Source organism: Pseudomonas sp. OIL-1, assembly GCF_010669185.1.
In the GTDB taxonomy this organism is placed as follows: domain Bacteria; phylum Pseudomonadota; class Gammaproteobacteria; order Pseudomonadales; family Pseudomonadaceae; genus Halopseudomonas; species Halopseudomonas profundi.
The window spans coordinates 2,023,864-2,046,720 of record NZ_CP048629.1 but is presented as its reverse complement, the minus strand read 5'-3'; the positions used below and the strand labels follow the sequence as shown (position 1 = coordinate 2,046,720).

General features: G+C 57.5%; 17 protein-coding genes. 8 read left to right on the top strand and 9 right to left on the bottom strand.

The window, feature by feature from the left end; translation table 11 throughout:
• Positions 1 to 5: 5 nt before the first annotated feature.
• On the bottom strand, positions 6 to 1,043 hold the full coding sequence (gene recA / locus G3M63_RS09550) for a recombinase RecA (RefSeq protein WP_150300822.1): 1,038 nt from the start codon (positions 1,041 to 1,043) through the stop codon (positions 6 to 8).
• A 113-nt stretch (positions 1,044 to 1,156) separates the two neighbouring features.
• Positions 1,157 to 1,678: a CinA family protein gene (locus G3M63_RS09545; RefSeq protein WP_150300821.1), complete on the bottom strand. Its 522-nt coding sequence runs from the start codon at positions 1,676 to 1,678 to the stop codon at positions 1,157 to 1,159.
• Positions 1,679 to 2,328: 650 nt separating this feature from the next.
• Between G3M63_RS09545 and G3M63_RS09540 the strand changes: the two genes are divergently transcribed.
• A complete protein-coding gene (locus G3M63_RS09540) occupies positions 2,329 to 3,018 on the top strand; it encodes a TetR/AcrR family transcriptional regulator (RefSeq protein WP_163982856.1) in 690 nt (229 codons plus the stop codon).
• A gap of 81 nt (positions 3,019 to 3,099) precedes the next feature.
• Here G3M63_RS09540 and G3M63_RS09535 read toward each other — a convergent pair whose 3' ends face one another.
• From G3M63_RS09535 to G3M63_RS09525, 3 genes are all read right to left on the bottom strand, one after another.
• Complete coding sequence (locus G3M63_RS09535) at positions 3,100 to 5,025, bottom strand: TRAP transporter fused permease subunit (RefSeq protein ID WP_163982853.1); 1,926 nt, start codon at positions 5,023 to 5,025, stop codon at positions 3,100 to 3,102.
• Positions 5,026 to 5,146: 121 nt separating this feature from the next.
• Entirely contained in the window at positions 5,147 to 6,346 is a 1,200-nt protein-coding gene (locus G3M63_RS09530; RefSeq protein WP_150300818.1) for a TAXI family TRAP transporter solute-binding subunit, read from the bottom strand.
• Positions 6,347 to 6,400: 54 nt separating this feature from the next.
• On the bottom strand, positions 6,401 to 7,957 hold the full coding sequence (locus G3M63_RS09525; protein WP_163982851.1) for a class I adenylate-forming enzyme family protein: 1,557 nt from the start codon (positions 7,955 to 7,957) through the stop codon (positions 6,401 to 6,403).
• 419 nt (positions 7,958 to 8,376) lie between these two features.
• Between G3M63_RS09525 and mutS the strand changes: the two genes are divergently transcribed.
• A complete protein-coding gene (gene mutS, locus G3M63_RS09520) occupies positions 8,377 to 10,950 on the top strand; it encodes a DNA mismatch repair protein MutS (protein WP_163982848.1) in 2,574 nt (857 codons plus the stop codon).
• A gap of 146 nt (positions 10,951 to 11,096) precedes the next feature.
• Positions 11,097 to 11,420, top strand: a complete 324-nt coding sequence (fdxA, locus tag G3M63_RS09515; protein ID WP_150300815.1) for a ferredoxin FdxA — start codon at positions 11,097 to 11,099, stop codon at positions 11,418 to 11,420.
• Positions 11,421 to 11,921: 501 nt separating this feature from the next.
• Here the strand turns inward: fdxA and groL are convergent.
• From groL to G3M63_RS09500, 3 genes are all read right to left on the bottom strand, one after another.
• On the bottom strand, positions 11,922 to 13,568 hold the full coding sequence (groL, locus tag G3M63_RS09510) for a chaperonin GroEL (protein WP_150300814.1): 1,647 nt from the start codon (positions 13,566 to 13,568) through the stop codon (positions 11,922 to 11,924).
• A 56-nt stretch (positions 13,569 to 13,624) separates the two neighbouring features.
• On the bottom strand, positions 13,625 to 13,915 hold the full coding sequence (locus tag G3M63_RS09505; RefSeq protein WP_150300813.1) for a co-chaperone GroES: 291 nt from the start codon (positions 13,913 to 13,915) through the stop codon (positions 13,625 to 13,627).
• 204 nt (positions 13,916 to 14,119) lie between these two features.
• On the bottom strand, positions 14,120 to 14,569 hold the full coding sequence (locus tag G3M63_RS09500; protein ID WP_150300812.1) for an FxsA family protein: 450 nt from the start codon (positions 14,567 to 14,569) through the stop codon (positions 14,120 to 14,122).
• A 237-nt stretch (positions 14,570 to 14,806) separates the two neighbouring features.
• On the opposite strand from G3M63_RS09500, the gene G3M63_RS09495 reads away from it, so the two are divergent.
• The gene (locus G3M63_RS09495; RefSeq protein ID WP_163982846.1) at positions 14,807 to 16,495 is read left to right on the top strand and encodes a methyl-accepting chemotaxis protein; all 1,689 of its coding nucleotides are present in this window, start codon (positions 14,807 to 14,809) and stop codon (positions 16,493 to 16,495) included.
• A gap of 199 nt (positions 16,496 to 16,694) precedes the next feature.
• A complete protein-coding gene (locus G3M63_RS09490; RefSeq protein ID WP_371923563.1) occupies positions 16,695 to 17,483 on the top strand; it encodes an IclR family transcriptional regulator in 789 nt (262 codons plus the stop codon).
• 58 nt (positions 17,484 to 17,541) lie between these two features.
• On the opposite strand, the gene G3M63_RS09485 is transcribed toward G3M63_RS09490, so the two are convergent.
• Entirely contained in the window at positions 17,542 to 19,206 is a 1,665-nt protein-coding gene (locus G3M63_RS09485) for a long-chain fatty acid--CoA ligase (protein ID WP_163982841.1), read from the bottom strand.
• A 542-nt stretch (positions 19,207 to 19,748) separates the two neighbouring features.
• Between G3M63_RS09485 and dctP the strand changes: the two genes are divergently transcribed.
• The 3 genes from dctP to G3M63_RS09470 all read left to right on the top strand — a co-directional run bounded on the left by dctP (position 19,749) and on the right by G3M63_RS09470 (position 22,717).
• Positions 19,749 to 20,789: a TRAP transporter substrate-binding protein DctP gene (gene dctP / locus G3M63_RS09480; RefSeq protein WP_163982839.1), complete on the top strand. Its 1,041-nt coding sequence runs from the start codon at positions 19,749 to 19,751 to the stop codon at positions 20,787 to 20,789.
• A gap of 78 nt (positions 20,790 to 20,867) precedes the next feature.
• Positions 20,868 to 21,410 (top strand): TRAP transporter small permease subunit, encoded by a 543-nt coding sequence (locus G3M63_RS09475; protein WP_163982837.1) that lies wholly within the window; start codon positions 20,868 to 20,870, stop codon positions 21,408 to 21,410.
• Positions 21,407 to 22,717 (top strand): TRAP transporter large permease subunit, encoded by a 1,311-nt coding sequence (locus tag G3M63_RS09470; RefSeq protein ID WP_150300806.1) that lies wholly within the window; start codon positions 21,407 to 21,409, stop codon positions 22,715 to 22,717. The genes G3M63_RS09475 and G3M63_RS09470 overlap by 4 nt, the downstream gene beginning before the upstream one ends.
• Positions 22,718 to 22,857: the final 140 nt, after the last annotated feature.

The following is a 22,857-nucleotide window of genomic DNA, read 5'->3' as shown; positions in this document are numbered from 1 at the left end:
TGGCTTCAGGCATCCGCTTCGGCGCTGTTTTCAACCACCGCGCCGGGCTTGGTAGGCTTGGGTAGCAACTTGTCACGAATCGCCTTTTCGATCTCTTCGGCAATCGCAACGTTCTCGGCCATGTACTTGGCAGCATTTGCCTTGCCCTGGCCAATCTTGTTGCCCTTGTAGCTGTACCAGGCGCCCGCCTTTTCAACCAGGCCGATTTGCACACCGAGGTCAATAATCTCGGCATTGTGGTAAATGCCCTGACCGTAAAGAATCTGGAATTCAGCCTGACGGAACGGAGGCGCGACCTTGTTCTTCACGACCTTGACGCGGGTCTCACTGCCGACCACTTCGTCGCCTTCCTTCACCGCACCAGTGCGGCGAATATCCAGACGCACAGAGGAATAGAATTTAAGCGCGTTACCACCGGTAGTGGTCTCTGGGTTACCGAACATCACACCGATCTTCATACGGATCTGGTTGATAAAAATGACCAGACAGTTGGCGTTCTTGATGTTACCGGTGATCTTGCGCAACGCCTGCGACATCAGACGCGCCTGGACACCAACGTGGTGGTCGCCCATTTCGCCTTCGATTTCTGCCTTGGGCACCAATGCAGCAACGGAGTCGACCACGATCACGTCAACCGCATTGGAGCGTACCAGCATGTCGGTGATTTCCAGAGCCTGCTCGCCGGTGTCGGGCTGGGATACCAGCAGGTCATCAACCTTGACGCCCAGTTTCTCGGCATACTGCGGATCCAGCGCGTGCTCGGCATCGACGAAGGCGCAGGTGGCTCCTTGCTTCTGTGCCTGAGCGATGACCGACAGGGTCAGTGTGGTTTTACCGGAGGATTCAGGACCATAGATTTCAACGATCCGCCCCTTGGGCAAGCCGCCGAGACCCAGGGCAATATCCAGCCCGAGCGAACCGGTGGAAATCGACGGAATGGCCTGGCGTTCCTGATCGCCCATGCGCATCACCGCGCCCTTGCCAAACTGACGTTCAATCTGACTCAAAGCCGCCGAAAGCGCCTTCTTCTTGTTGTCGTCCATTGTGCATCCTCTTGGAGTGGCGGGAGCGGTAGCGCCCGGACTACTGAATAACTACTGTATATTTGGTCAGTATTATTCCACAGTTGCTGAAGCTCGCCTACCCCCCTTTTGGCTCAGGATGATGACCGGTTCGCAGCGAGACGCTCGACCTCGATAACCAGCCCTTCAAGGGCCTTTAGTACTGTATGCGCGCGCACTTCGCGACGGTTACCCTGCATGCGTTTGCAATGACTGACCACCCCTTTACCCCGGATTGCCCAGGCGAACCATACCGTTCCGACGGGCTTTTCCGGTGTACCGCCATCCGGCCCGGCAACGCCGCTCACCGCAACCGCCAGATCCGCGTCTGCCGCCTGCAATGCGCCTTGCGCCATGGCCCGCACCACCGGTTCACTCACCGCGCCATGCGTTTCCAGTATGTCTTCGGGCACACCTAGCCAGTGGGCTTTGCTGCGATTGGCGTAGGTAACGAAACCGGTTTCAAACCAGGCGGAGCTGCCACTGACTCGGGTAATGGCTTCGGCGATACCACCGCCGGTACAGGATTCGGCCGTAGTGACCTGCAGCCCCAGGCGCCGCAACCCGTTACCCAGGCGGGCCGCTACGGAATCGATCAAGGGGTCGTATTGAGACATCGTGCACACCTCTTCATTTGCGCTTGAAAAACCGGGACAGCCTTACCTCTGCCTTGCCCGGCCCCACCCTATCACCCCAACGCCGCCGACCCCAGGGACCACACACAAGCACGCTGCGAAAACAGCGACACCCCGATTGCCAAAGCATTTTTGATATTCGATTACGAGGGAAAATCATTCTCCCATACTCGCTGGCACTTTTCCTTGAGCGACGGGATTAAAGATTACAAAACCCGTTCTCACCGCAGCCCCCGGCTAGGGTCTGTTGCCGTTTCATCGCGGCCGCGACGGAGGCCCGTTTAGTGCAGAACAAGGCGCGAGGAGTGAAATTTGGTTGTTCCAAATGAACGACGAGTAACGCAGTGCTGCGCTAAACGGGCCCCGTCCCTTCGGGTTGCGTGTCAAATGACGCCATGCGGCGTTGCGGGACTTGGCAAGGGAACAACCATTACCTGCGTCCCGCGCCTTGCGGATCGCCGCCCGGCCTTGCGTCATTTGACACAGCAACGCGGCTCGTGATGAAACGGCAACAGACCCTAGGGCTGGCTGCATACCATGCATGCTAGACTTTCGCCTGTTTGGGACGTCCGTATGCCTGCCAGCGTGAGCGCGATGGGTATGAATAAAGTCTTCCTGTAATGGACTAAGCGATGCACGAGAAGAGAAAAGGTTCCGCGCCGACGGAGCAAGCACCGGACCCATTGTTCGAGGCCAGGCTTGAAGGAATTCAAGACACCTCTCTTGCAGAACAGCGTCGGGACCAGATTTGTGAAGCGGCACTGGAGCTGTTTATAAAGAAAGGCTTCGCCTCGACCACCGTCCGGGATATATGCGCTCGTTCGGGCGTCAACCAGGCGAGTATCTACGACTATATCGCCAACAAGAATGACATCCTCAGGCGGCTTCTGAACAAGCTGTGGTTTCGTTCTGGCGCCCCCAATCTGCACGAGCTGCTGGAAGAGGACCCCGAGCGCCCGCTGGAACACAGCGTCAGACTGTATCTGAGTGAATCCTGGACCAAGAAGCGCAAAGGAACCTTGCTCGCGTACCGCTCGGTGCCCCATTTGCAGAAAGATGACCGCGACGCCATGAGATCCCGCGACCAGCTGGTGATTCGTGAAATGGCCACCAAATTCCGGGACCGGGCGGGCCTTGCAGAGGGCGATCCCCGAGCCGAAATCATTGCCAACCTGGTGATTTACCTTGCCGGCTTCGGTCCGCTGCGTGACTGGCTACATCAGGATATCGAAGACGAGGTTATCGTAAACACCGTGGCCGTGGGCATCACGGCGATGGTCGAGACGCTCTCGCAATCCCAGCAGCCACCTCAACCCAGCTGATACCGGCTGCGCTCGGTTAAAACAGAGCCCGGAACCATTGCTGGTGCCGGGCACAACTACAAGCCAATCAGTGCGCGGCCGTCACGCCAGGCTTGGCTTCAACCGGTTCTGGTTCCACACCATCGCTATCAATACCGCCGATGCCAGGCCGCCGACAATAGTCGTCATCAAACCCGGGAAGCTGAACGCAAAACCCGCGATTACCAAGGGCGCCCGTTGCCAGGGCTTGACCAACCCAGCTCCCAGCAGGTAACCCTCAAGGCCGCCGGATATCAGCATGATGCCCACGATAATCGACGGCAGCACGTAGAACAGTGGCGTCAGGTCTCCCTGCAATACCAGAGCCGGCTGGAACAGGAAGAACAGCGGGACGAAATAGATTACGATCCCGAGACGCATGGCGGTGAACGAGGTCTTCATCGGTTTGGCCCCGGCCATGGTGCCAGCCAGAAACGCCGCAGCACCAACCGGCGGGGTGATCACCGACAACATGGCGTAATAGACGATGAAGAAGTGCACTGCGATGGTGTTCAGCCCCCCTACTTCAATGATCGCCGGCGCCAGGGTGACCGCCAGGAAGATATAGGCGACGATCGCGAGACCCGCCATCCCCATCACGAAGCACGCGACGATCCCGAAGAAGATCACCAGAAATACATTGTCCCCACCCAGACCGACCAGACCCGAAGTCAGCGACCCGGTTACACCAGTAATAGTCAGGGCGCTGACCACGAAGGCAATCGGCAAGATGATCGCAGCGGTCTGGGTGATCAGTACGCCAATCTGCCGTATCGCGCCGTACAACCGCTTTGGCGTCATGCGTGTGTCTTTACTCAGGAAGGACAAACCGATCATCAGGATGCAGGCGTACCAGGGCGTGTAATATTCCCAGCGCATATACAGCAAGCCCCAGATAAGGAACACCATCACCAGCAAGAACGGCCAGCCACGCAGCAACACCTTGCGCGCGGATGGCAGATCTTCCTTGGGCATGCCTTTCATACCGGTACGGGCCGCGTAGGCATCTACCTGCAGGATCAGACCGAAGTAGAAGAGCAGCGACGGAAGAATCGCAGCAATCATGATGACTGCGTAATCAACGCCGATGGTGATAGCCATAACGAAAGCAATGGCCCCCATTACGGGCGGCATCACGACGCCTCCGGTCGAAGCGCACGCCTCGATGGCACCAGCATAATGTGCCGGGTAACCCGCCTTTTTCATGGTCGGAATGGTGATCGAACCCGTTCCGGCAATATTGGAAAAAACCGAACCGGACAGGCTGCCCATGAAGGCACTGGCAACCACCGCCACTTTGGCGGGACCGCCGCGATAGCGACCGAAGCTGGCGTTGGCCAGGTCGATGAAGAAGTCGCCCGCGCCCGTTGCCAGCAGGATACCGGCGAAAACCAGGAAGCCGAGGATGATCTCCGCAACGATTTTGGTGGTGATCCCCATCATCCCTTCGGTTCGGAAAACGTGGGCTTCGATCATGTGATCAAACTGGTAGGGAATCCCCATCAACAAGCCGGGGAGATAATCGGCAATCAGCGGATACAACCCGATGACTACGACGACCAGAAGAAAAGGCGTGCCCCCACTACGCCGGGCCAGCTCCATCATCAGCAACCAGACCACTATCCCCCAGTACAGATTGCTCCACCCGGCCTGCGCCATATCCCAGGCGTTGATCGCGAAATAGATCCCCACCCCCAGCACCAGAGCGCCAGCAGCCAGGTCATAAACGGGTACTTTGAACTGGTTGGCTTTTGCAGGCAGCGCAATGAATGCGGCCGCTCCGAAAAGACCAATGAAGATCCAGTAGTACTCACCTTCAAGTAGCCGGTGCCCGGCAAAGGTAAATCCAAAAATATAGGCAATACCTGCCAGCAACCCGCTTACACAAAGCACGACAAACAGGATGCTTTGCCAGGAAGTGGCGTCGCCGAGTCGGGTCACTTCAGATTTGTGCTCAACACTTTCAACAGGAGCGGCATCAGCTTTCATGGAACTGTCTTCCAATTAAAAAACGGTGGCGAGGCATGGTCAGGGTCTGCTACCGCTTGCCACGCAACCCGGAGAAGCGGGGCGCAACAGAACGGCAACAGACCCGGTCAACGGCTATTGCTTATAGCCGGGTGCGGAAAGGCTCGAGCCCTTCGGTATGTTTTTTCAGGATCGCAGTGAATTCTTCGTTGTTATGGCTAGCTTGAATGCGCCCCTTTCGTGCCTCGTCCAGTGCCGCCTGCCGCGCCTCGGTCCAGCGGTCCATCTTCTCGATAGCGGCCTGGTTCCAGGTGTCATCTTCAGTCGTCCAGGCACCTACTTCCTTCAGGTAACGAACCGTCCCTTCATGAACGGGCAAGGGTGAGCGGTTCAGGTATTCCCGGAAAATGCTCAGATCCATACGTGCGGACAGCGGGTGAGTGCCCTTGTATTTACCGAACGACTGGTGGAACCACTTGGCCATGTTATAGGCGAACGCTTCATCCGCATCCGCTGGTACGGCATACAGGAAGTTGGAAGCCAGGCCATCAACGCCTTTTGCCGTCGATACCCCGAGATCAATCTCCGTGGGCACAACCATCGTGCGGTGCGCCAGAAACCGGTCCCAGGCTTCCTTGTTATCGAGGTCCATGTTCAACCAGCGAATGCCGCCTGGTGCGCCCTCCATTTCCGAGAGGATCGAGCTCGTGGGCGCGCAATAAGCAACGTCAGCCCTGCCCTCCACCACCGCGCGGCAGCTTTGCGCGTAACTGCTTGCAGAAACAAAGGAGAAATTTTCGGATGTTTCCTGTTCGGTCATGCCCAGATAGGCGGGAAGGGCTTTCGTCACGGCGACGACCATGGGAGGCGAGAATTCCCCCTGCGACACGGTGATCTTTCTCTTCTTCAGATCTTCCATGGTTTGCAGATCAGAGTTACCGGCGACCACAAAACCCCAGGGGGTGTCGTTATGGTGCCAGATCACGCGCTGGGCCACTGGCTTGCTACCGGCATAGCTACCGATGCCTTCGATCTGAAACCGCATTTCGGCGGACGAGACCGAACTGATACGCAGGTCCCTGCGATCAGTCAGTCTCTGATAGCGCTGGGATTCATTGTCCACCGGGACGATACGGACGTTAGAGCCCGTTTCCTTCTGGAAAACCGGGCCCCAACCGTTAGTGGAAGCAAAACTGCCGCTGGAAGTACCCGATGTACCGATAGCCAGCAGGCGTGGCATCTTGTATTCATCGGCATGCGCCAGGGTGGCGCTACCCAACGCAAGCAGGGCCGCAAGGGACACGCTGGCACTCAGCACTTTTTTTGGCAACTTGATTCTCATGGGCACTTCTCCAGTTTTTGTTATTGTTTGGTGCAACGCTGTCGAGAGCCTGGCTTAGACCAAGGCCTGCCCAGCGACCAATCCTGCAACCTGCTCGCGCAGGGTTTTCTTGAGGACCTTCCCAACACCATTACGTGGCAGCGCGCTGAGAAAAATGACAGCGCGCGGCGTCTTGTACTTCGCCAGATGCTCCTGGCAATAGGTCAACAGTTCGGATTCGCTTGCCGAGGCGTGTGGAGCCTGAACCACCACGGCAATCACCTCCTCCCCCATGCGTTCGGAGGGAACGCCCACCACGGCCACCTCCGCAACGGCCGGATGCGTGGAGATCAGTTCTTCGAGATCCCGGGGATAAATGTTGAAACCGCCGCGCAGAATCAAGTCTTTCTGACGATCAACGATATACAGGTAACCGTCTTCATCGAGACGTGCGACATCGCCAGTATGGAGCCAGCCATCCCGGATAGCCGCGCTGGTTGCCGCCTCGTTGCGGTAATAGCCGGGTGTGATGTTCTCGCCACGCACCAGCAGTTCGCCAATTTCGCCGGTTGGCACCGGTCGGCCCGCGTCATCAATGATGCGCAACTCAACGCCGGGGAAAGCCCGGCCCACCGAGCCGGGCTTAAGCACTTCACCGACCCGGTGCGCAGACACAGTTGGTGCCGCCTCGGACAGACCGTATCCCTCGTAGATATCTGCACCGAAACGCGCCTTGAATGCTGACATCAGCGAGACCGGCAAGGGTGCCGAGCCCGATCCCACAATTTCCAGGCTGGACAGGTCGTATTGAGCCGTAACCGGATCCGCTACCAGCGCATGGATCATGGCAGGCACTGCACTGAAGCGACGGACCTTGTGTTCCTGAATGGCCTGGCAGACCTCCGCCACGCCAAACTTCGGCAGTATCACCATCGCGCCCCCTCGCAGGAACAAGGTGTTGGCAGAGGTAAATCCATAAATATGAGCAAGTGGCAGTACACCCAACGTCACGCCGGGTGGATCATCCTCCATATCGGCGAGGGCAGCGGCAGCCGCCGCATTGCTGTAGAGATTACGGTGGGTGAGCATGACACCCTTGGGCTGCCCCGTTGTGCCGGAGGTAAACAGAATGACTGCGGTATCGTCCGGCTGCAGCTGAGGCTGCTCAAGCGCGCCTGTACCGTTCTGTATCAACGAATGCAGATCCAGCATGCGCACAGCAGCGTCGGTAATTGACTCACCCAACCCCGAGACCAGTAGCAGCGGCGGGAGATCCAGACCTGCCACGGCTTGCTGGATAACGGGAAGAATCGAGTGCTGGGTGATGATGGCGCTCGCCCCCGACACCTCGGCGATAAAGCCGATCTCCTTTGGATGGAGTACATGCATCACCGGCAACACGATGGCGCCGGCACGCATGATCGCCTGGTAGGCGACAAACACTTCTGGCGCGTTCGCCATACACACCATCACGCGGTCGCCCGGCTTGATGCCTTGCGCCTGGAGCCCGGCTGCCAGGCGATTGGTCATTTCCAGGAGATGACGGTTGCTTTGGGGCCGATCATTGAAATACAGAAAGGGATATTCGCCAAAGCGTTCAAGGTTATGGTCGGGCAAGTCAGTCAGGATCATGGCAATACCCCGCAGCTCAGGCAGCCGAGCATCATCGGCGCTTTATTATTGTTCACGTGCAGCTTCCTGGAATTATTTTAGGGTCAGAAACGGTCCTGTCGTCCCTCCCTGACAACTGTCAGTATCAAGCTACGATTGAGGCCAGATCTGTGTCAAGCGAGCCGACCGACCATATCGAAGCGTTGAAATCGGATGATTCACAAAACGAATAACGGAACTTTGCAGTAACCGAGCGAGCAAACCCACCTACTCATAATGCGTGGGCAACATTGCAGGCGGTTGTTACCGAATAGAGGCTGGCGCACCGTCTTGCCGAAACTGGATGAGCGCTTCACTTTGCGCTTAAAAGCCGCGACCGCTTTGCGTAGACTATGCCCGGCCAACGTACCCTTCAAACGCCACCGACCCCAGGGATCTGCATGAGTCGCGCCGAAAAATCCGCCAGCCACACGCCCATGATGACGCAGTATTTCGGCATCAAGCAGCACCATCCAGACCAGTTGCTGTTCTATCGGATGGGCGATTTTTACGAGCTGTTCTACGACGACGCGAAAAAAGCCGCACGGTTGCTGGATATCACGCTGACCGCGCGCGGCCAGTCGGGCGGTCAACCGATTCCCATGGCCGGCATCCCCTTCCATGCGGCTGAAGGCTACCTGGCCAAGCTGGTCAAGCTGGGTGAATCGGTAGTGATCTGCGAGCAGATCGGCGACCCGGCCACGTCCAAGGGTCCGGTTGAACGCCAGGTAGTGCGTATTCTCACGCCCGGAACGGTGAGTGACGAAGCGCTGCTGGACGAGCGTCGTGACAACCTGCTTGCGGCACTGGTCGGCAGCGAGCGCGGCTTTGGTCTGGCCACGCTGGACATTAACAGCGGCCGCTTTACCGCCATGGAGCTACGTGGTTGGGAAACGCTGCTCGGGGAGCTCGAGCGTCTGGCGCCAGCCGAGTTGTTGATTCCGGATGACTGGGAAAGCAATACGCCGATAGAGCGGCGCCGCGCGGTTCGCCGGCGCGCTCCCTGGGACTTTGATCAGGACAGCGCATTCAAGTCTCTGACGCAGCAGTTCGGCACCAAAGACCTTGCCGGCTTCGGCTGTAGCGGCCTGACCCTCGGGCTCGGTGCGGCCGGTGCGTTGATGTGCTACGCCAAGGAGACCCAGCGCACCGCCCTGCCGCACATTCGCGGCATCCTGCGTGAGCGCTTCGAAGACAGCGTGATCATCGACAGCGCCAGCCGGCGCAACCTCGAGATCGACAGCAACCTGTCCGGGGGACGTGACAACACCCTGCTTGATGTACTCGACCAGACCGCTACCGCGATGGGCAGCAGACTTCTGGCGCGCTGGCTGAATCGGCCCCTGCGCGACATGGCTGTACTGGAAGCCCGGCAAAGCAGTATCGCCACCTTCCTCGACCAGCATTTCCACGAAGACATTCAACCGATACTCAAGGGCATCGGCGATATCGAGCGCATTCTCGCGCGAGTCGCCCTGCGTTCAGCCCGTCCCCGCGATCTGGCGCGCCTGCGCGATGCCCTGGCGGTACTACCACAATTGCAGGAGGCGCTCGGGTCTACCGAAACGCCGCATGTGCGTCATCTGGCCGAGCAGGTCCGCACCTACCCTGAGCTGGCGGACCTGCTGGAACGCGCAATCATCGATAACCCTCCAGCGGTGATTCGTGACGGCGGCGTGATCAAGACAGGTTTCGATGCCGAGCTTGACGACTTACAGAACATCAGCGAAAACGCGGGCCAATTCCTGCTCGATCTGGAAACCCGCGAACGCGAGCGCACCGGTCTTTCCAGCCTGAAGGTCGGCTACAACCGCGTGCATGGCTACTTTATCGAACTGTCCCGCGGGCAGTCGGATAAGGCGCCGGTCGATTACATCCGCCGCCAGACGCTGAAAGGTGCGGAGCGATTCATCACCCCTGAACTGAAAACCTTTGAAGACAAGGCGTTATCAGCTCGAAGCCGTGCCCTGGCAAGAGAAAAGCAACTCTACGACGAGCTGCTCGACCGTCTGAACGAGGATCTGGCCGCCTTGCAGGACAGCGCCGCCAGCCTCGCGGAACTCGATGTTCTGGCGAATCTCGCCGAACGCGCCGGCACGCTGGATTTCTGCCAGCCGCGCTTTGTCGAGGAAAGTCAGCTGATCATCAGGCAAGGCCGCCACCCAGTGGTCGAGCAGGTACTGGAAACGCCCTTCGTGGCGAACGGGTTATGCCTGAACGACGACGTCCGCATGCTGGTGATCACCGGTCCCAACATGGGCGGTAAATCGACCTATATGCGGCAAACCGCTCTGATCGTGCTGCTCGCCCATATCGGCAGCTACGTACCGGCGGCGCAGGTCGAGCTGTCCTGTGTCGACCGCATCTTCACCCGTATCGGGTCCAGCGATGACCTGGCCGGGGGCCGTTCCACCTTCATGGTGGAGATGAGCGAAACCGCCAATATTCTGCACAATGCGACGCAGGCCAGCCTGGTGTTGATGGATGAGGTAGGCCGCGGGACCAGTACCTTTGACGGCTTGTCACTGGCCTGGTCAGCGGCCGAATATCTGGCACAGATTCGCGCCTTTACATTGTTTGCCACGCATTACTTCGAGCTTACCGGCCTGGCCGACACTGACCCGGGCGTAGCCAACGTGCACCTCAATGCCACCGAGCATAACGAGCGGATTGTGTTCCTGCACACCGTGCTGGAGGGGCCCGCGAGCCAGAGCTACGGTTTGCAGGTAGCGCAGCTGGCGGGCGTTCCGCGGGAAGTGGTGGAACGGGCCAAACAGCATCTTGCGCATCTCGAACGGCAGAGCCTGAACCAGCAGGCGAATACCTTGAATGCTGGCAACCAGCCGATGCAGAGCGATCTGTTCGCCAGCGCTCCGCATCCGCTGATAGAGCAGATGCAGAGCGTAAAACCGGACGAGCTAACACCGCGCCAGGCCCTCGAGCTGCTATACCGTTGGAAAGAGCAGATGCATTGAATGGCCGCCAAATGAGAGTGATTGTCATTAAACGTGTCGATAACGGCGCATAATGGGTACAGGTTGGCTAACTCCCTGTACCCACAGAAAAAAACTGCTAAACTACGCGCCACTTTCGTACTCGCCGATCTCGATGGAGACCCACAATGACTTTCGTTGTTACCGACAACTGCATCAAATGCAAATACACAGATTGCGTTGAGGTCTGCCCTGTCGATTGTTTTTACGAAGGCCCGAACTTTCTGGTCATTCATCCGGACGAGTGCATCGATTGTGCACTGTGCGAGCCTGAATGCCCGGCCAACGCCATCTTCTCCGAAGACGAAGTGCCCGCCGATCAGCAGGAGTACACCGAGCTGAACGCAGAGCTGGCGGAAATCTGGCCGAACATCACCGAGAAGAAAGACGGCCTGCCCGATGCAGAAGAGTGGGACGGCGTGCCTGACAAATTGCAGTATCTGGAGCGCTAAGCGTACGGATTGGAAAAGGCTGGCCTCGCGCCGGCCTTTTTTGTGCCTGCACGGTGTGGAGTAGCTGAATCCAGAAGCACCTCACCAGGCCGGAGTACAAATCGCAGGCAAAAAAAGGGGCGGGGATTAACCCGCCCACTCTTCATTCCATTTATGCAATCCGTGTCCAAGTCGTCCTGACTTTACCTTCCTGGAAATCCCTTCCCCAACGTCCTGTCGGGGTGCGTGATCCGTCACACATGGATACATAATACGTCCAAACCATACGGAATCAAGCCGTCATGACAGGGTCTCGCCTGACCCCGCCATTAATAATATCCTTATATATCAATATCTTAGAGAATATCACACAACCGACAAACTGTCCCGCTGACAACAACTGGCAATCATCGCTTACACGCTGCGTAGGTAATCACTTACAAATTATCTTCCAACCGAAGCGGTATATACAAAAAAACCCGGTCTTTTCAGACCGGGTTTCTGTGGAGCAGGAAAGCAGATTTACATCATGCCGCCCATGCCACCCATACCGCCCATGCCACCCATGTCAGGCATTGCCGGCTTGTCGTCTTCCGGCAACTCGGCAATCATGGCTTCGGTAGTGATCATCAGGCTGGCAACCGAGGCAGCAGCCTGCAGCGCAGCGCGAGTGACCTTGGCCGGATCGAGGATACCCATCTCGATCATGTCGCCGTACTCACCGGAGGCAGCGTTGTAACCATAGTTACCGGAGCCGGCCTTGACCTTGTCCAGCACGACAGACGCTTCGTCGCCAGCATTGGTGACGATCTGACGGAAAGGCGCTTCGACGGCGCGACGCAGCAGATTAACGCCGACAGTCTGGTCGTCATTCGCGCCGACCATGCCTTCAATGGCTTGCAGCGCACGAACCAGCGCTACACCACCGCCAGGTACCACGCCTTCTTCGACGGCCGCACGGGTTGCGTGCAGAGCGTCTTCAACGCGGTGCTTCTTCTCTTTCATCTCGACTTCGGTAGCAGCACCGACCTTGATGACTGCAACACCGCCAGCCAGTTTGGCCAGACGCTCTTGCAGCTTCTCACGGTCGTAATCGGAAGTGGTGTCGTCGATCTGCTTGCGGATCTGCGAAACACGCGCTTCGATGTCGATCTGAGTGCCTGCACCGTCGATAACGGTGGAGTTGTCCTTGTTGATCTGAACGCGCTTGGCCTGGCCAAGATGCTCGAGAGTCGTGTTCTCGAGGTTCAGGCCAACTTCTTCGCTGATCACGGTACCGCCAGTGAGGATAGCGATATCCTGCAGCATTGCCTTGCGGCGATCGCCGAAGCCAGGTGCCTTGACCGCAGCAACCTTGACGATGCCGCGCATGTTGTTGACGACCAGGGTAGCCAGCGCTTCACCTTCAACGTCTTCAGCAACGATCATCAACGGACGGCCAGCCTTGGCGACAGCTTCGAGGACCGGCAACATTTCACGAATGTTGGAGATCTTCTTGTCGACCAGCAGGATGTACGGATTGTCCAGCTCGGCAGCCATGGTCTCGGGCTTGTTGACGAAGTAAGGAGACAGGTAACCGCGATCAAACTGCATGCCTTCTACGACAGACAGCTCGTTGTCCAGGCCGGAGCCCTCTTCAACGGTGATAACGCCTTCCTTGCCTACTTTTTCCATCGCATCGGCAATGATCTTGCCGATGGACTCGTCAGAGTTGGCGGAGATGGTACCAACCTGGGCGATGGCTCTGGAATCAGCACAGGGCTTGGCCAGGTTCTTCAGCTCGGCAACAATGGCAACGGTAGCCTTGTCGATACCACGCTTAAGGTCCATCGGGTTCATGCCGGCAGCGACCGATTTCAGGCCTTCAGTAACGATAGCCTGGGCCAGCACGGTCGCAGTGGTAGTACCGTCACCAGCATCATCATTGGCACGGGACGCTACGTCCTTGACCAGCTGGGCGCCCATGTTTTCGAACTTGTCTTTCAGTTCGATTTCCTTGGCGACGGAAACGCCGTCCTTGGTGATCATAGGCGCGCCGAAGCTGCGCTCGATCAGCACGTTACGACCCTTCGGCCCCAGAGTTGCCTTGACGGCATCAGCCAGAATGTTGACACCAGCCAGCATCTTGTTGCGGCCGGAGATTCCGAATTTAACTTCTTTAGCAGCCATTTTCGCTTTCCTTCATATATTCGTTGGAGAAATGCAGGACGTCAGCAGTTCGCAGATCAGTCCAGCACACCATAAATTTCGGATTCGCTCATGATCAGCAGGTCTTCGCCGTCGATCTTGATGGTGCTGCTGCCGGAATAGGGACCAAAGACAACCTTGTCACCTTCCTTGACGGCCAGTGCGCGCACTTCACCGTTGTCCAGCAGACGCCCGGTACCCACAGCGACTACCACGCCGGTATTTGGCTTTTCTGCGGCCGAGCCAGGCAGAACGATACCGCCAGCGGTTTTAGTTTCTTCTTCGCTGCGACGAACGACGACGCGATCGTGTAACGGACGAATTTTCATCGTGTTTAGTCTCCAATTAGCTTTTAAAAGCCGGCATGCCGGCGTCCCAAGAAAAACAGGCTTTTCAGCCTGACAAACATGCCTGAGCATGTCTTTGTTCAGGGCATGCACCCGATGAAGGGAGCCTGCCAAAACTGGTGAATCCTTAATGGGGCCCTGCAAAACGTTTTCAAGCCCTCGACAGCAAAAAATTTCTGTCCGGGATCACTCGCGATCGATGCGTTGATCTGGGTCGGACGGCTCCTTGCGTCCGGCCTCCCACTCACCTTCAATGACGTGGTGCTCGCCGCGTTTCCAGACCGTCGGGCCGCCTGGCTCGCCCGGGCCAGGCCGGTTCCGATTACGCAGCGCGAGTATTATTGCAGGCACCGCCAGGACATCAGTCACTACCCCGGGGATAACCAGCAGCACACCCGCCAGCACGCCCCACATTCCAGACTTGAGAATGGAGAAAGGCGCGCGGTTCTCGGCCATCTGTATCTGCAGGCGCTGGAGCATCCCCCAACCCTGGCGCTGAATGACTGCAACCCCGAGTAGCCCGCTTACCAATACCCAGAGCAAGGTAAACCCGACCCCGATCGCCTGACCCAGCAAAATCAGTCCGGCCAGCTCGATCAGTGGAATGAGCAACAACAAAATTCGAATCAGCGGCATGACAGCCTCGCATGAAATGGCAAACAAGCTATATGGGGCTCAATAGCCACGACTTCAACCTGCATCAAAGACCAATCCAGCGTCTTTCATCAGGTCACATCAACCCAGGTTACGCGCAAAGGGGAAGAATCCTTCAAGAAGCTTGAAATAGAGCCTTCAGAACAGGATCAGCCTGCCGATAACTCGCAGGTCATCATCAAATCTACCGTTCCGCCCGAAGTCTTGTAAGGATATTTCATGGACCTTGTTTCAAATCTCAGCATACGCTCCCGGCTGCTGATAGGAATTCTTCTCCCCGTACTGCTGACCGCGGGGGTTAGCGCCTGGCTCACGTTCAATCAGATCCAGCAGCAGGGAACGGCCGAAGTGGAGCGTCTACGTACCCAACTCATCTCGGCCCACAAGACCGGGCTCAAACAGGTCGTTGATGCAGCGCGAACCGCTATCGAAGAGGTCTATACCGATCCCTACCTGGAAAAGAGCGTGGCTCAAACGGCCGCGCGGGATATCATCCGGTCCATGGGTTTCGGTGAGAACAACTATATATATGCGTGGACATACGATTCCTACAATCTTGCCTTTCGCCCGAAGCCCAGCGCAGAAGGCCCGTCGCGCGACTCGACGCCAGCACGCAAGGAGTTACTGCGCAATCTGATCTCAAGCGGACGCAGCGGACAAGGTTTCCATGAGTACGTCTGGCCCAATCCGGCCACCAACCAGCCGGAGCCGAAGATCTCCTATTCAATCGACCTGCCGGAATGGGAATGGGTAATCGGAGCGGGTATTTACGTCACCGACGTCGACAAGGCGGTCAGCGCGGCACAGCAGGAAATAGAAGCGAACATCGCGGCGGCGCTCAGCCGCATCCTGTGGATAACGCTATTTATTGTTGGCGTCGCAATCCTGCTTGGGATCTTCATCGGTCGCACCGTCACCCGCCCGCTCGCCAGTGCTACGCGCATGATGCAGGAAATCGCCGAAGGTGATGGCGACCTGACTCAACGTCTGCCTGCGCATGGCAACGACGAGCTGAGCGAGCTGGGACGTCAATTCAACGCCTTCGTCGCAAAAATTCAACGGGCCATCACGCAAGTCGGCGAGACCACTGACCAGCTGGCATCCGCTGCGGAAGAACTGAGTCATATCGCGACAGAAACCCAGGCCTCCGTCGAGCTCCAGGGAAGCGAGACCGATCAGATCGCCTCGGCAATCAACGAGATGGCGGCGACTGTCCTTCAAATCGCCGGTAACGCCACGGAGGTCGAAAGCGCTGCATCCGTTGCAGACGAGCAATCACGTCTGGGTCGCAACACTGTCCTGTCATCCCAGGATTCGGTCCGGCAGCTGTTTACCACGTTGCAGGAAAGCGCCCGCATGATCGAAGCACTGGCGGGCAAGAGTGATGAAATCCAATCGGTCGTGAACGTTATCCGTGAAGTGACCGAGCAGACCAACCTGCTGGCGCTCAATGCGGCAATCGAGGCGGCACGTGCCGGAGAGATGGGGCGCGGTTTTGCCGTGGTGGCGGACGAGGTGCGACAGCTCGCCAGCCGCAGCGGCGAGTCGGCAACGCAGATCCGCGCCATGATCGAAAGCTACGTGGATGAATCAAAGAAAGCCGCCGATCACATGAAGAGCGCCCAGGCGCAGTCCGAACACACGGTCAGTGCGATCAACGAAGCAGCGGGCTCGCTACAGACTATCGAAGAGTCGGTCGGCATGATTCGCGGTCAGATAATTCAGGTCGCCGCCGCATCCGAACAACAGAGCCATGTCGCCGAGGACATCAATCGCAACGTGGTCAGCATCGTTAACGCCGCAGCACAAAGCTCAACGGGAGTGAGCCAGACGTCCGACGCCAGCAACGAGCTCGCGCGACTGGGTGAAAACCTCAGACAACTGGTATCCCAGTTCAGAGTGCATTGAGCGCCACCGCCTCGTACCGCTCAGGGTTGCACCCCGGCCCTGAGCTGCCTCACCAAGCTGAAGCCCTCCCCCGCTATGACATCCAATAATAAATGTGATGTGAGTCTCCGTTGATTGACTAATGCGGCGTACGCCGCGAATCTCTCGGGTAGGCTCTTGGCCATTGATGGCCGGACCAGATCACAGTGGAGATAAGGACGTGTCCAAACAGATGTTCCCCAGTGACGTTACGAAAGATCGTCGCTTCGTAGAATCACTTTCGCGCGGCCTGAATGTGTTGAGGGCGTTCAATGAGGGATCAGTTACCCTCGGCAATCAGGAAATTGCGCGTATTACAGGCTTGCCCAAGGCGACGGTATCGCGCATGACCTTTACCCTGACCAGCCTGGGCTACCTGAGTTACAACGCGCGTCTGGAAAAGTATCAGCTCAGCTCGGGGGTTCTGGCGCTGGGCCATGCATACGTGTCTAACCTGCGCGTGCGCCAACTGGCCCAACCCTACATGGACGAATTTGCCCGATTGAACAATACCTCCGTAGGGCTTACCTGCCGCGACCGTTTCCATATGATCTACGTGGAGAACCGGTTGCCGCCGGAGTCGTCCTTGCTGCGCATGGAGATCGGGTTGAAGCTGCCAATGGCCACAACGGCAGCCGGACGTGCCTATTGCGCGTCATTGGAAGATGAACCGCGAAAAGTGCTGCTGGACGCATTAGCCGAACGCTATGGCGAAGCGCAATGGCCCGAGAAACGTGCAGGACTGGAACGAGCGGTTGCGGAGTATCAACAGTTTGGTTTCTGCCTGTCACTGGGCGACTGGGATCGCAACGTCAATACCGCCGGGGTGCCGATCACCCTCGCAGACGGCAGCACCATGGCCCTGACGTGCGCAGCGCCCTCCTACCTCGTACCACTGGAAAGGATTCGTGACTCGATCGCGCATCAGCTGGTGCTTCTGGCCAGCGATATTCAGTCGCTGGCCAGTTGACGACCGCCTGATGGTTCCGGTCCCGGAGCCTGCTTGCGACGACAGGCTCCCATAGTCATCAGGACGCCTGCTTGCGCCACTCCTGTTCCTGGAGCTCACGCCACATCAGTTTTCCAGAAGGCGATTTGGGCAGTTCGCTCATGAACTCGATGATCTCCGGGACCTTATAGGTCGCCATCTCTGCCTTGCACCAGTCCAGAATCTCCTGTTCCGCTGTTGCCCGGTTGGCTTCAGGGCTCAGTACGATACAGGCCTTGACCGTTTCACCACGCTTGGGGTGTGGCGAGGAAATGATGCATACCTCACGCACCAGCGGGTTCTGGTACATCATGCTTTCGACTTCGCTCGGCCACACCTTGAACCCGGAAGCATTGATCATCCGCTTGATCCTGTCGACCATGAAGAAGTAGCCCTCTTCGTCGTAACGCGCCAGATCGCCAGTGCGGAAGAATCGCTTGCCACCCAGCTCGATAAAGGCCGCAGCGGTATCCTCAGGGCGGTTCCAGTAGCCAACAGTAATCTGCGGACCGTGGCTGACGATTTCACCGGTTTCGCCGGGCCCTTTCTCTTCAAGCGTATCCGGATCAATGATCCGCGAGTCGACATCAAACACCGGAATCCCCAGACACTGCGCCTTTGGATGATCAGGTGGATTGATGTGCGTAGCCGCCATGGTCTCGGACAGACCATAACCTTCTATATAGGACAGACCGGTAAGACGATGCAGCTTCTGGGCAATGGCTTCCGGCATGGCTGCCCCGCCGCCCCCGATATTCTGCAGACTGGAGATGTCATATTGGTCGAGTTCGGGATTGGAAAGGAAATCCACCGCCATGGTGACGATGTTGGCCCAACCCGTTACCCGGTAACGCTCAATCAGTTTGGCCGCCACCGTGCGGTTCCAGCGGGTCATGATCACGCAGGTGGAACCGGTGTAGATCGGGCTGTTCATGGAAGCCTGCATGCCGGTGACATGAAAGAACGGCAAAGTGGACAACTGTACGCTGTCAGCCGTAGCAAGATTCCAGAACGAGCGATGGACTGCGGTGGCCATGACCGCACGATGGACGTGCATGCAGCCCTTGGGGGCACCCGTGGTGCCGGAGCTGTAGGGAATCAACGCAAGATCGTCCGGCCCGGCAGTGTGCGGACCCGGCTTGAGCCCGGCGGCGAGTGCTTCTTCCCAGCGCGTTCCGCCTTCGGGCAGCGGTGTTTCGGGCAAGGTCACTTCGGCTGGTAGCTCAAGGTCAGTGGGCTGCTTGAGGAAGCTGCCATAGGCAGACACCACTACGTGCCGAAGGTGGGTATGTTCAACCAGGGGCAATATATGCTCTGCCAGCTCCTGCCCGGCCAGGCAGATCTGAGCGCCGGTATCGGCAATATAATGTTCGAGTTCGGCGTGGCGATTCATCGGATTGACCGGGATCACCACCGCGTCGGCACGCAAGATAGCGTAGTAACTGATGACGTACTGCGGCGAATTCTGCATGTACAGCAGCACCCGATCACCCTTCTTTACGCCTCGCTCCTGCAACCAGCCGGCCAGCGCTTCGACATCCCGGTGTAGCTCGGTGTAGGTGATCGAGGTGTCGTAAAAGATAATCGCGGGATGGTCTGGATACCGCTGGACGGAAATTTCGAGGTTGGTAAAGAGGCTGGTCTGGGGCAGCGTCATGGTTTTGGGCAAGCTTTTCGGCCAAACGCCATAATGTCTCGTAAACATATTATTCTCGTCCTGATAAACGGTAAACCGAACAGCCCGGGGCTGCACAGCGATAGTCACGATGCGATGCAGGGGCTTCCGTTACTTTCGCGAAAGCGCCATGCCAACCAAGGCTCGGACTCGGGCATTGAAACCGAAAATTAGCAACCAAGCGCTCGGGGGATCCAATTGGACAACTGATCAGTTTCGAAGTCAACGCTACGAAAGTCAGTACCGCATACTAAAACAGTCGCGTCATTTTCGATTTGTGTATGAGAACGCCCTTTTTCGCTCGTCTACCGGTCTCGCGAGCTGATCCCCGCCTGCATGGATTATTTTCACTACTACGACAAATAACGTGGCGGCGCGCTACCGGCATGAAATCCAGGATGATCTATACTCGATCATGCCCCCTCCAGAGAAGCGCAATCGAGCTGTCTCGATCCGGTGAGCAATGAGTATTGCAATCGCCCTTTCGTGTGTTAAATTTAAAAACCGAACTCATTGTGCAGACTACAGTTCTGCACAGCGAAATGTATAACAGAACAACAATGAGGCACGAGATGTTAACGAACCTGCGAAAGAAACTGGGCACCATTGCGGCAGCTGTCGCCCTGGCCACCTCAGCCACTCTATCCCCCTCCGTCGCCTCTGCGGCAGAATCCACGACCTGGCGTGTGCAGTCTCACTGGCCGGGCGCGAGCACGTCTTACCAAGACAGTCTGGTCCGGCTGAAAGATGTTCTTGAAGAACGCTCTGATGGCAGGCTGAAGCTGCAGCTTTTCGAAGCTGGCGCATTGTTCAGCGCCCAGGAGACTTTCAACGCGGTCAGCCGCGGCATTGTCGACATGGGTACTATCTCGCCCTCTTACGCACAGAACAAAATCAGCCTGGCCGGCATCGCCTCGGGCCTGCCTTTTGCTTTCCGCAACGTCTGGGAGGCAGCCTATTTCCACCAGGCCCTGGGCTTTGAAGAGATGCTGCGGGCCGAAGCAGCAGAGCACAACGTGTACTGGGCCACGGACAAGGTGTATCCCACCGAGATGGTTCTCAAGCGCCCGGTCAACAGCATGGAAGATTTCAAGGGTCTGAAGATCCGCTCCTCCGGCTCGCTGCAGACCTTCCTCACGGACGCAGGCGCGGCTGCATCCTATATTCCAGGCAGCGAACTCTACTCCGCACTGGACGCGGGGATTGTCGATGGTGCGCATTGGGGCGCTTCACAGGGCGCGGACAGCATGGCTCTCTATGAAGTCGCCAAGCATCACGTCAAGCCTGCCCTGAATATCGCCGGCACTGATGTGTTCATTGTCAGCCAGCGGTCACTCGACAAGTTGCCGGAGGACCTGCAACAGATCGTTAAACAGGCACTTGAAGAGCAGTTCTGGTTCCGTACCAACGAATACCAGTACCAGGAACGCGTAACCCTGGCCAACGCCATTGCGAACAAGGGCGTGCAGGTCAACACTCTGCCTGAAGAAGTACAGAACCACCTGACCCAGGCTGCCATGAAGCAATGGGACAAGGAAGGTGAGCGTAGCGATAACACCAAGAAAGCCCTGAGCATGCTCAAGGAATTCCTCGGCGAACTCGGCTACCTGTAAATTTCCAGCGATACCGCCCGGAGCCGTTCTGGCTTCGGGTCTTCCAATTGAGCCATAGCGGTATGCCCGGAGGGTGTGATGCGTGCAATCACTGCATTCATGAATGGCGTTACCAAACTGAATGACGTAATCGGCCGAATGGTTGCCTATCTGGTGCTGCCGATTTTTGCGTTTCTGATTCTCGAAGTTTTTCTGCGCTACCTTTTCAATTCGCCCACCGTATGGACCAATGAACTGACGCAGATGCTGTTCGGTGCCTATGCGGTGCTTTCAGGCGGTTATCTTCTCGCACACCGCGGCCACGTGAACGTCGACCTGTTTCACTCACAGCTCAAACCCAGAGCACGGGCAGTTGTGGACATTATTGGCTCCATCATCTTTTTCATTTTTGTCCTGGCGCTGCTGTATTTCGGTTACGAAATGGCGCAGGAATCCGTCAGCAGCTGGGAAACGTCCTACTCCGCATGGAACCCTCCCATCTGGCCAATCAAGGTGGCCATTCCGGTCGGCGCGACACTGCTTCTGTTACAGGGCATCGTCAAACTGTTGCAGGACATCGCTATCGCACTGAATCTGGATTATTACAAGCCTGAACAAGGCGAAACGGGAGATGAGTTGTGAGTATTGAAGCCCTGACTCTACTGTTCTTCGGTGCGCTGCTGCTCGGTATTTTCATGGGCATTCCGCTGGTATTCGTGCTGGGCGGCGTCTCCGTTGTCTTTCTGTATTTCACCTGGGGGATTGATTCCTTTTACATGGTGGCGTCGCAGATCTACGGCACCATGGGCAGCTTCACGCTGGTTGCAATTCCCTTGTTTGTCTTCATGGCAATGATTCTCGAACGAACCGGCGTTGCCCGGGACCTTTACCGCATGATGCACCTGTGGTGCGGGGGCATGCGCGGCGGCCTGGCGATCGGTACGCTGGGTATCTGCGCGGTATTCGCCGCCATGGTCGGCATCAGCGGTGCCGCGGTTGTTGCCATGGGCACCATCGCGCTGCCTTCCATGCTCGAGCGCGGCTATGACAAGCGTATGGTACTGGGGGTGATCAACACCGGTGGCGGCTGGGGTGTATTGATCCCACCGAGCATCATGATGATCCTCTACGCACTGATCTCCGGCGTCTCGGTGGGCAAGATGTTCGCGGCCGGCATCCTGCCCGGCCTGGTACTGATCACCGTCACTGTGCTTTACGTTCTGATCCGCTGTTATATGCAACCGCACCTGGCGCCTGCCCTGCCTGAGTCCGAGCGTGGAAGCTGGCCGGACAAGTTCAAAGCCGTGCGCTCGGTAGTCTTGCCGGTATTCGTTGTGGTGATGGTCATGGGCTCGATCATCGGCGGCCTGACTACCCCGACCGAAGCCGCGGCGATGGGCGTACTGGGCGCGCTGATTTCAGCTGCCGTTTATCGGCAGCTGAACATGAACCTGATCCGGGAGGCCTCGATCCGTACTTTCAAGCTGACCGGCATGATCGTGTGGATTCTGTTTGCGGCCCACGCATTCAGTTCGGCCTATCAGAGCATGGGTGCGCATCAGCTTATAGAAAGCTTCATGCACATGATTCCAGGCGGCCCCTGGGGCATCATCATCGCCATGATGGTGATCGTGTTCCTGCTGGGGATGGTGCTTGATCCTGTCGGCATCATGCTGATCACCCTGCCGGTGTTCCTGCCGATTGTCGACTCGCTCGGGTTCGACCCGATCTGGTTCGGCATCCTGTTCGTGATCAACATGGAAATCGGCTACATGACGCCGCCCTTCGGCTTCAATCTGTTCTACCTCAAGGGCATTGTGCCGCCGGGTATCACCATGAAGGATATCTACGCCTCGGTTATCCCCTTCGTGCTGGTGCAGATAGTGGGCCTGATCATCCTGATGATCTTCCCCGAGATCGTGACCTTCCTGCCGGATCTCTGGTTCTAGGGTTAATGCCCGCCTGCGCCCCGATATCCGGGTCGCAGGCAGCTTTCCTTATACATCTCCCCTCCCGCTTATCACTGCCTCTCAATAGCGCCTGCCATCCGCATCAACACGTCTCGAGCGCAGGTCTGTCTGGTCCAGTG

What these genes read in the sequence shown, in the direction of transcription:
- recA (WP_150300822.1), bottom strand. Translation starts at nt 1,043, where the DNA reads ATGGACGACAACAAGAAGAAGGCGCTTTCGGCGGCTTTGAGTCAGATT.
- G3M63_RS09545 (WP_150300821.1), bottom strand. Translation starts at nt 1,678, where the DNA reads ATGTCTCAATACGACCCCTTGATCGATTCCGTAGCGGCCCGCCTGGGT.
- G3M63_RS09540 (WP_163982856.1), top strand. Translation starts at nt 2,329, where the DNA reads ATGCACGAGAAGAGAAAAGGTTCCGCGCCGACGGAGCAAGCACCGGAC.
- G3M63_RS09535 (WP_163982853.1), bottom strand. Translation starts at nt 5,025, where the DNA reads ATGAAAGCTGATGCCGCTCCTGTTGAAAGTGTTGAGCACAAATCTGAA.
- G3M63_RS09530 (WP_150300818.1), bottom strand. Translation starts at nt 6,346, where the DNA reads ATGAGAATCAAGTTGCCAAAAAAAGTGCTGAGTGCCAGCGTGTCCCTT.
- G3M63_RS09525 (WP_163982851.1), bottom strand. Translation starts at nt 7,957, where the DNA reads ATGATCCTGACTGACTTGCCCGACCATAACCTTGAACGCTTTGGCGAA.
- mutS (WP_163982848.1), top strand. Translation starts at nt 8,377, where the DNA reads ATGAGTCGCGCCGAAAAATCCGCCAGCCACACGCCCATGATGACGCAG.
- fdxA (WP_150300815.1), top strand. Translation starts at nt 11,097, where the DNA reads ATGACTTTCGTTGTTACCGACAACTGCATCAAATGCAAATACACAGAT.
- groL (WP_150300814.1), bottom strand. Translation starts at nt 13,568, where the DNA reads ATGGCTGCTAAAGAAGTTAAATTCGGAATCTCCGGCCGCAACAAGATG.
- G3M63_RS09505 (WP_150300813.1), bottom strand. Translation starts at nt 13,915, where the DNA reads ATGAAAATTCGTCCGTTACACGATCGCGTCGTCGTTCGTCGCAGCGAA.
- G3M63_RS09500 (WP_150300812.1), bottom strand. Translation starts at nt 14,569, where the DNA reads ATGCCGCTGATTCGAATTTTGTTGTTGCTCATTCCACTGATCGAGCTG.
- G3M63_RS09495 (WP_163982846.1), top strand. Translation starts at nt 14,807, where the DNA reads ATGGACCTTGTTTCAAATCTCAGCATACGCTCCCGGCTGCTGATAGGA.
- G3M63_RS09485 (WP_163982841.1), bottom strand. Translation starts at nt 19,206, where the DNA reads ATGTTTACGAGACATTATGGCGTTTGGCCGAAAAGCTTGCCCAAAACC.
- dctP (WP_163982839.1), top strand. Translation starts at nt 19,749, where the DNA reads ATGTTAACGAACCTGCGAAAGAAACTGGGCACCATTGCGGCAGCTGTC.
- G3M63_RS09475 (WP_163982837.1), top strand. Translation starts at nt 20,868, where the DNA reads ATGCGTGCAATCACTGCATTCATGAATGGCGTTACCAAACTGAATGAC.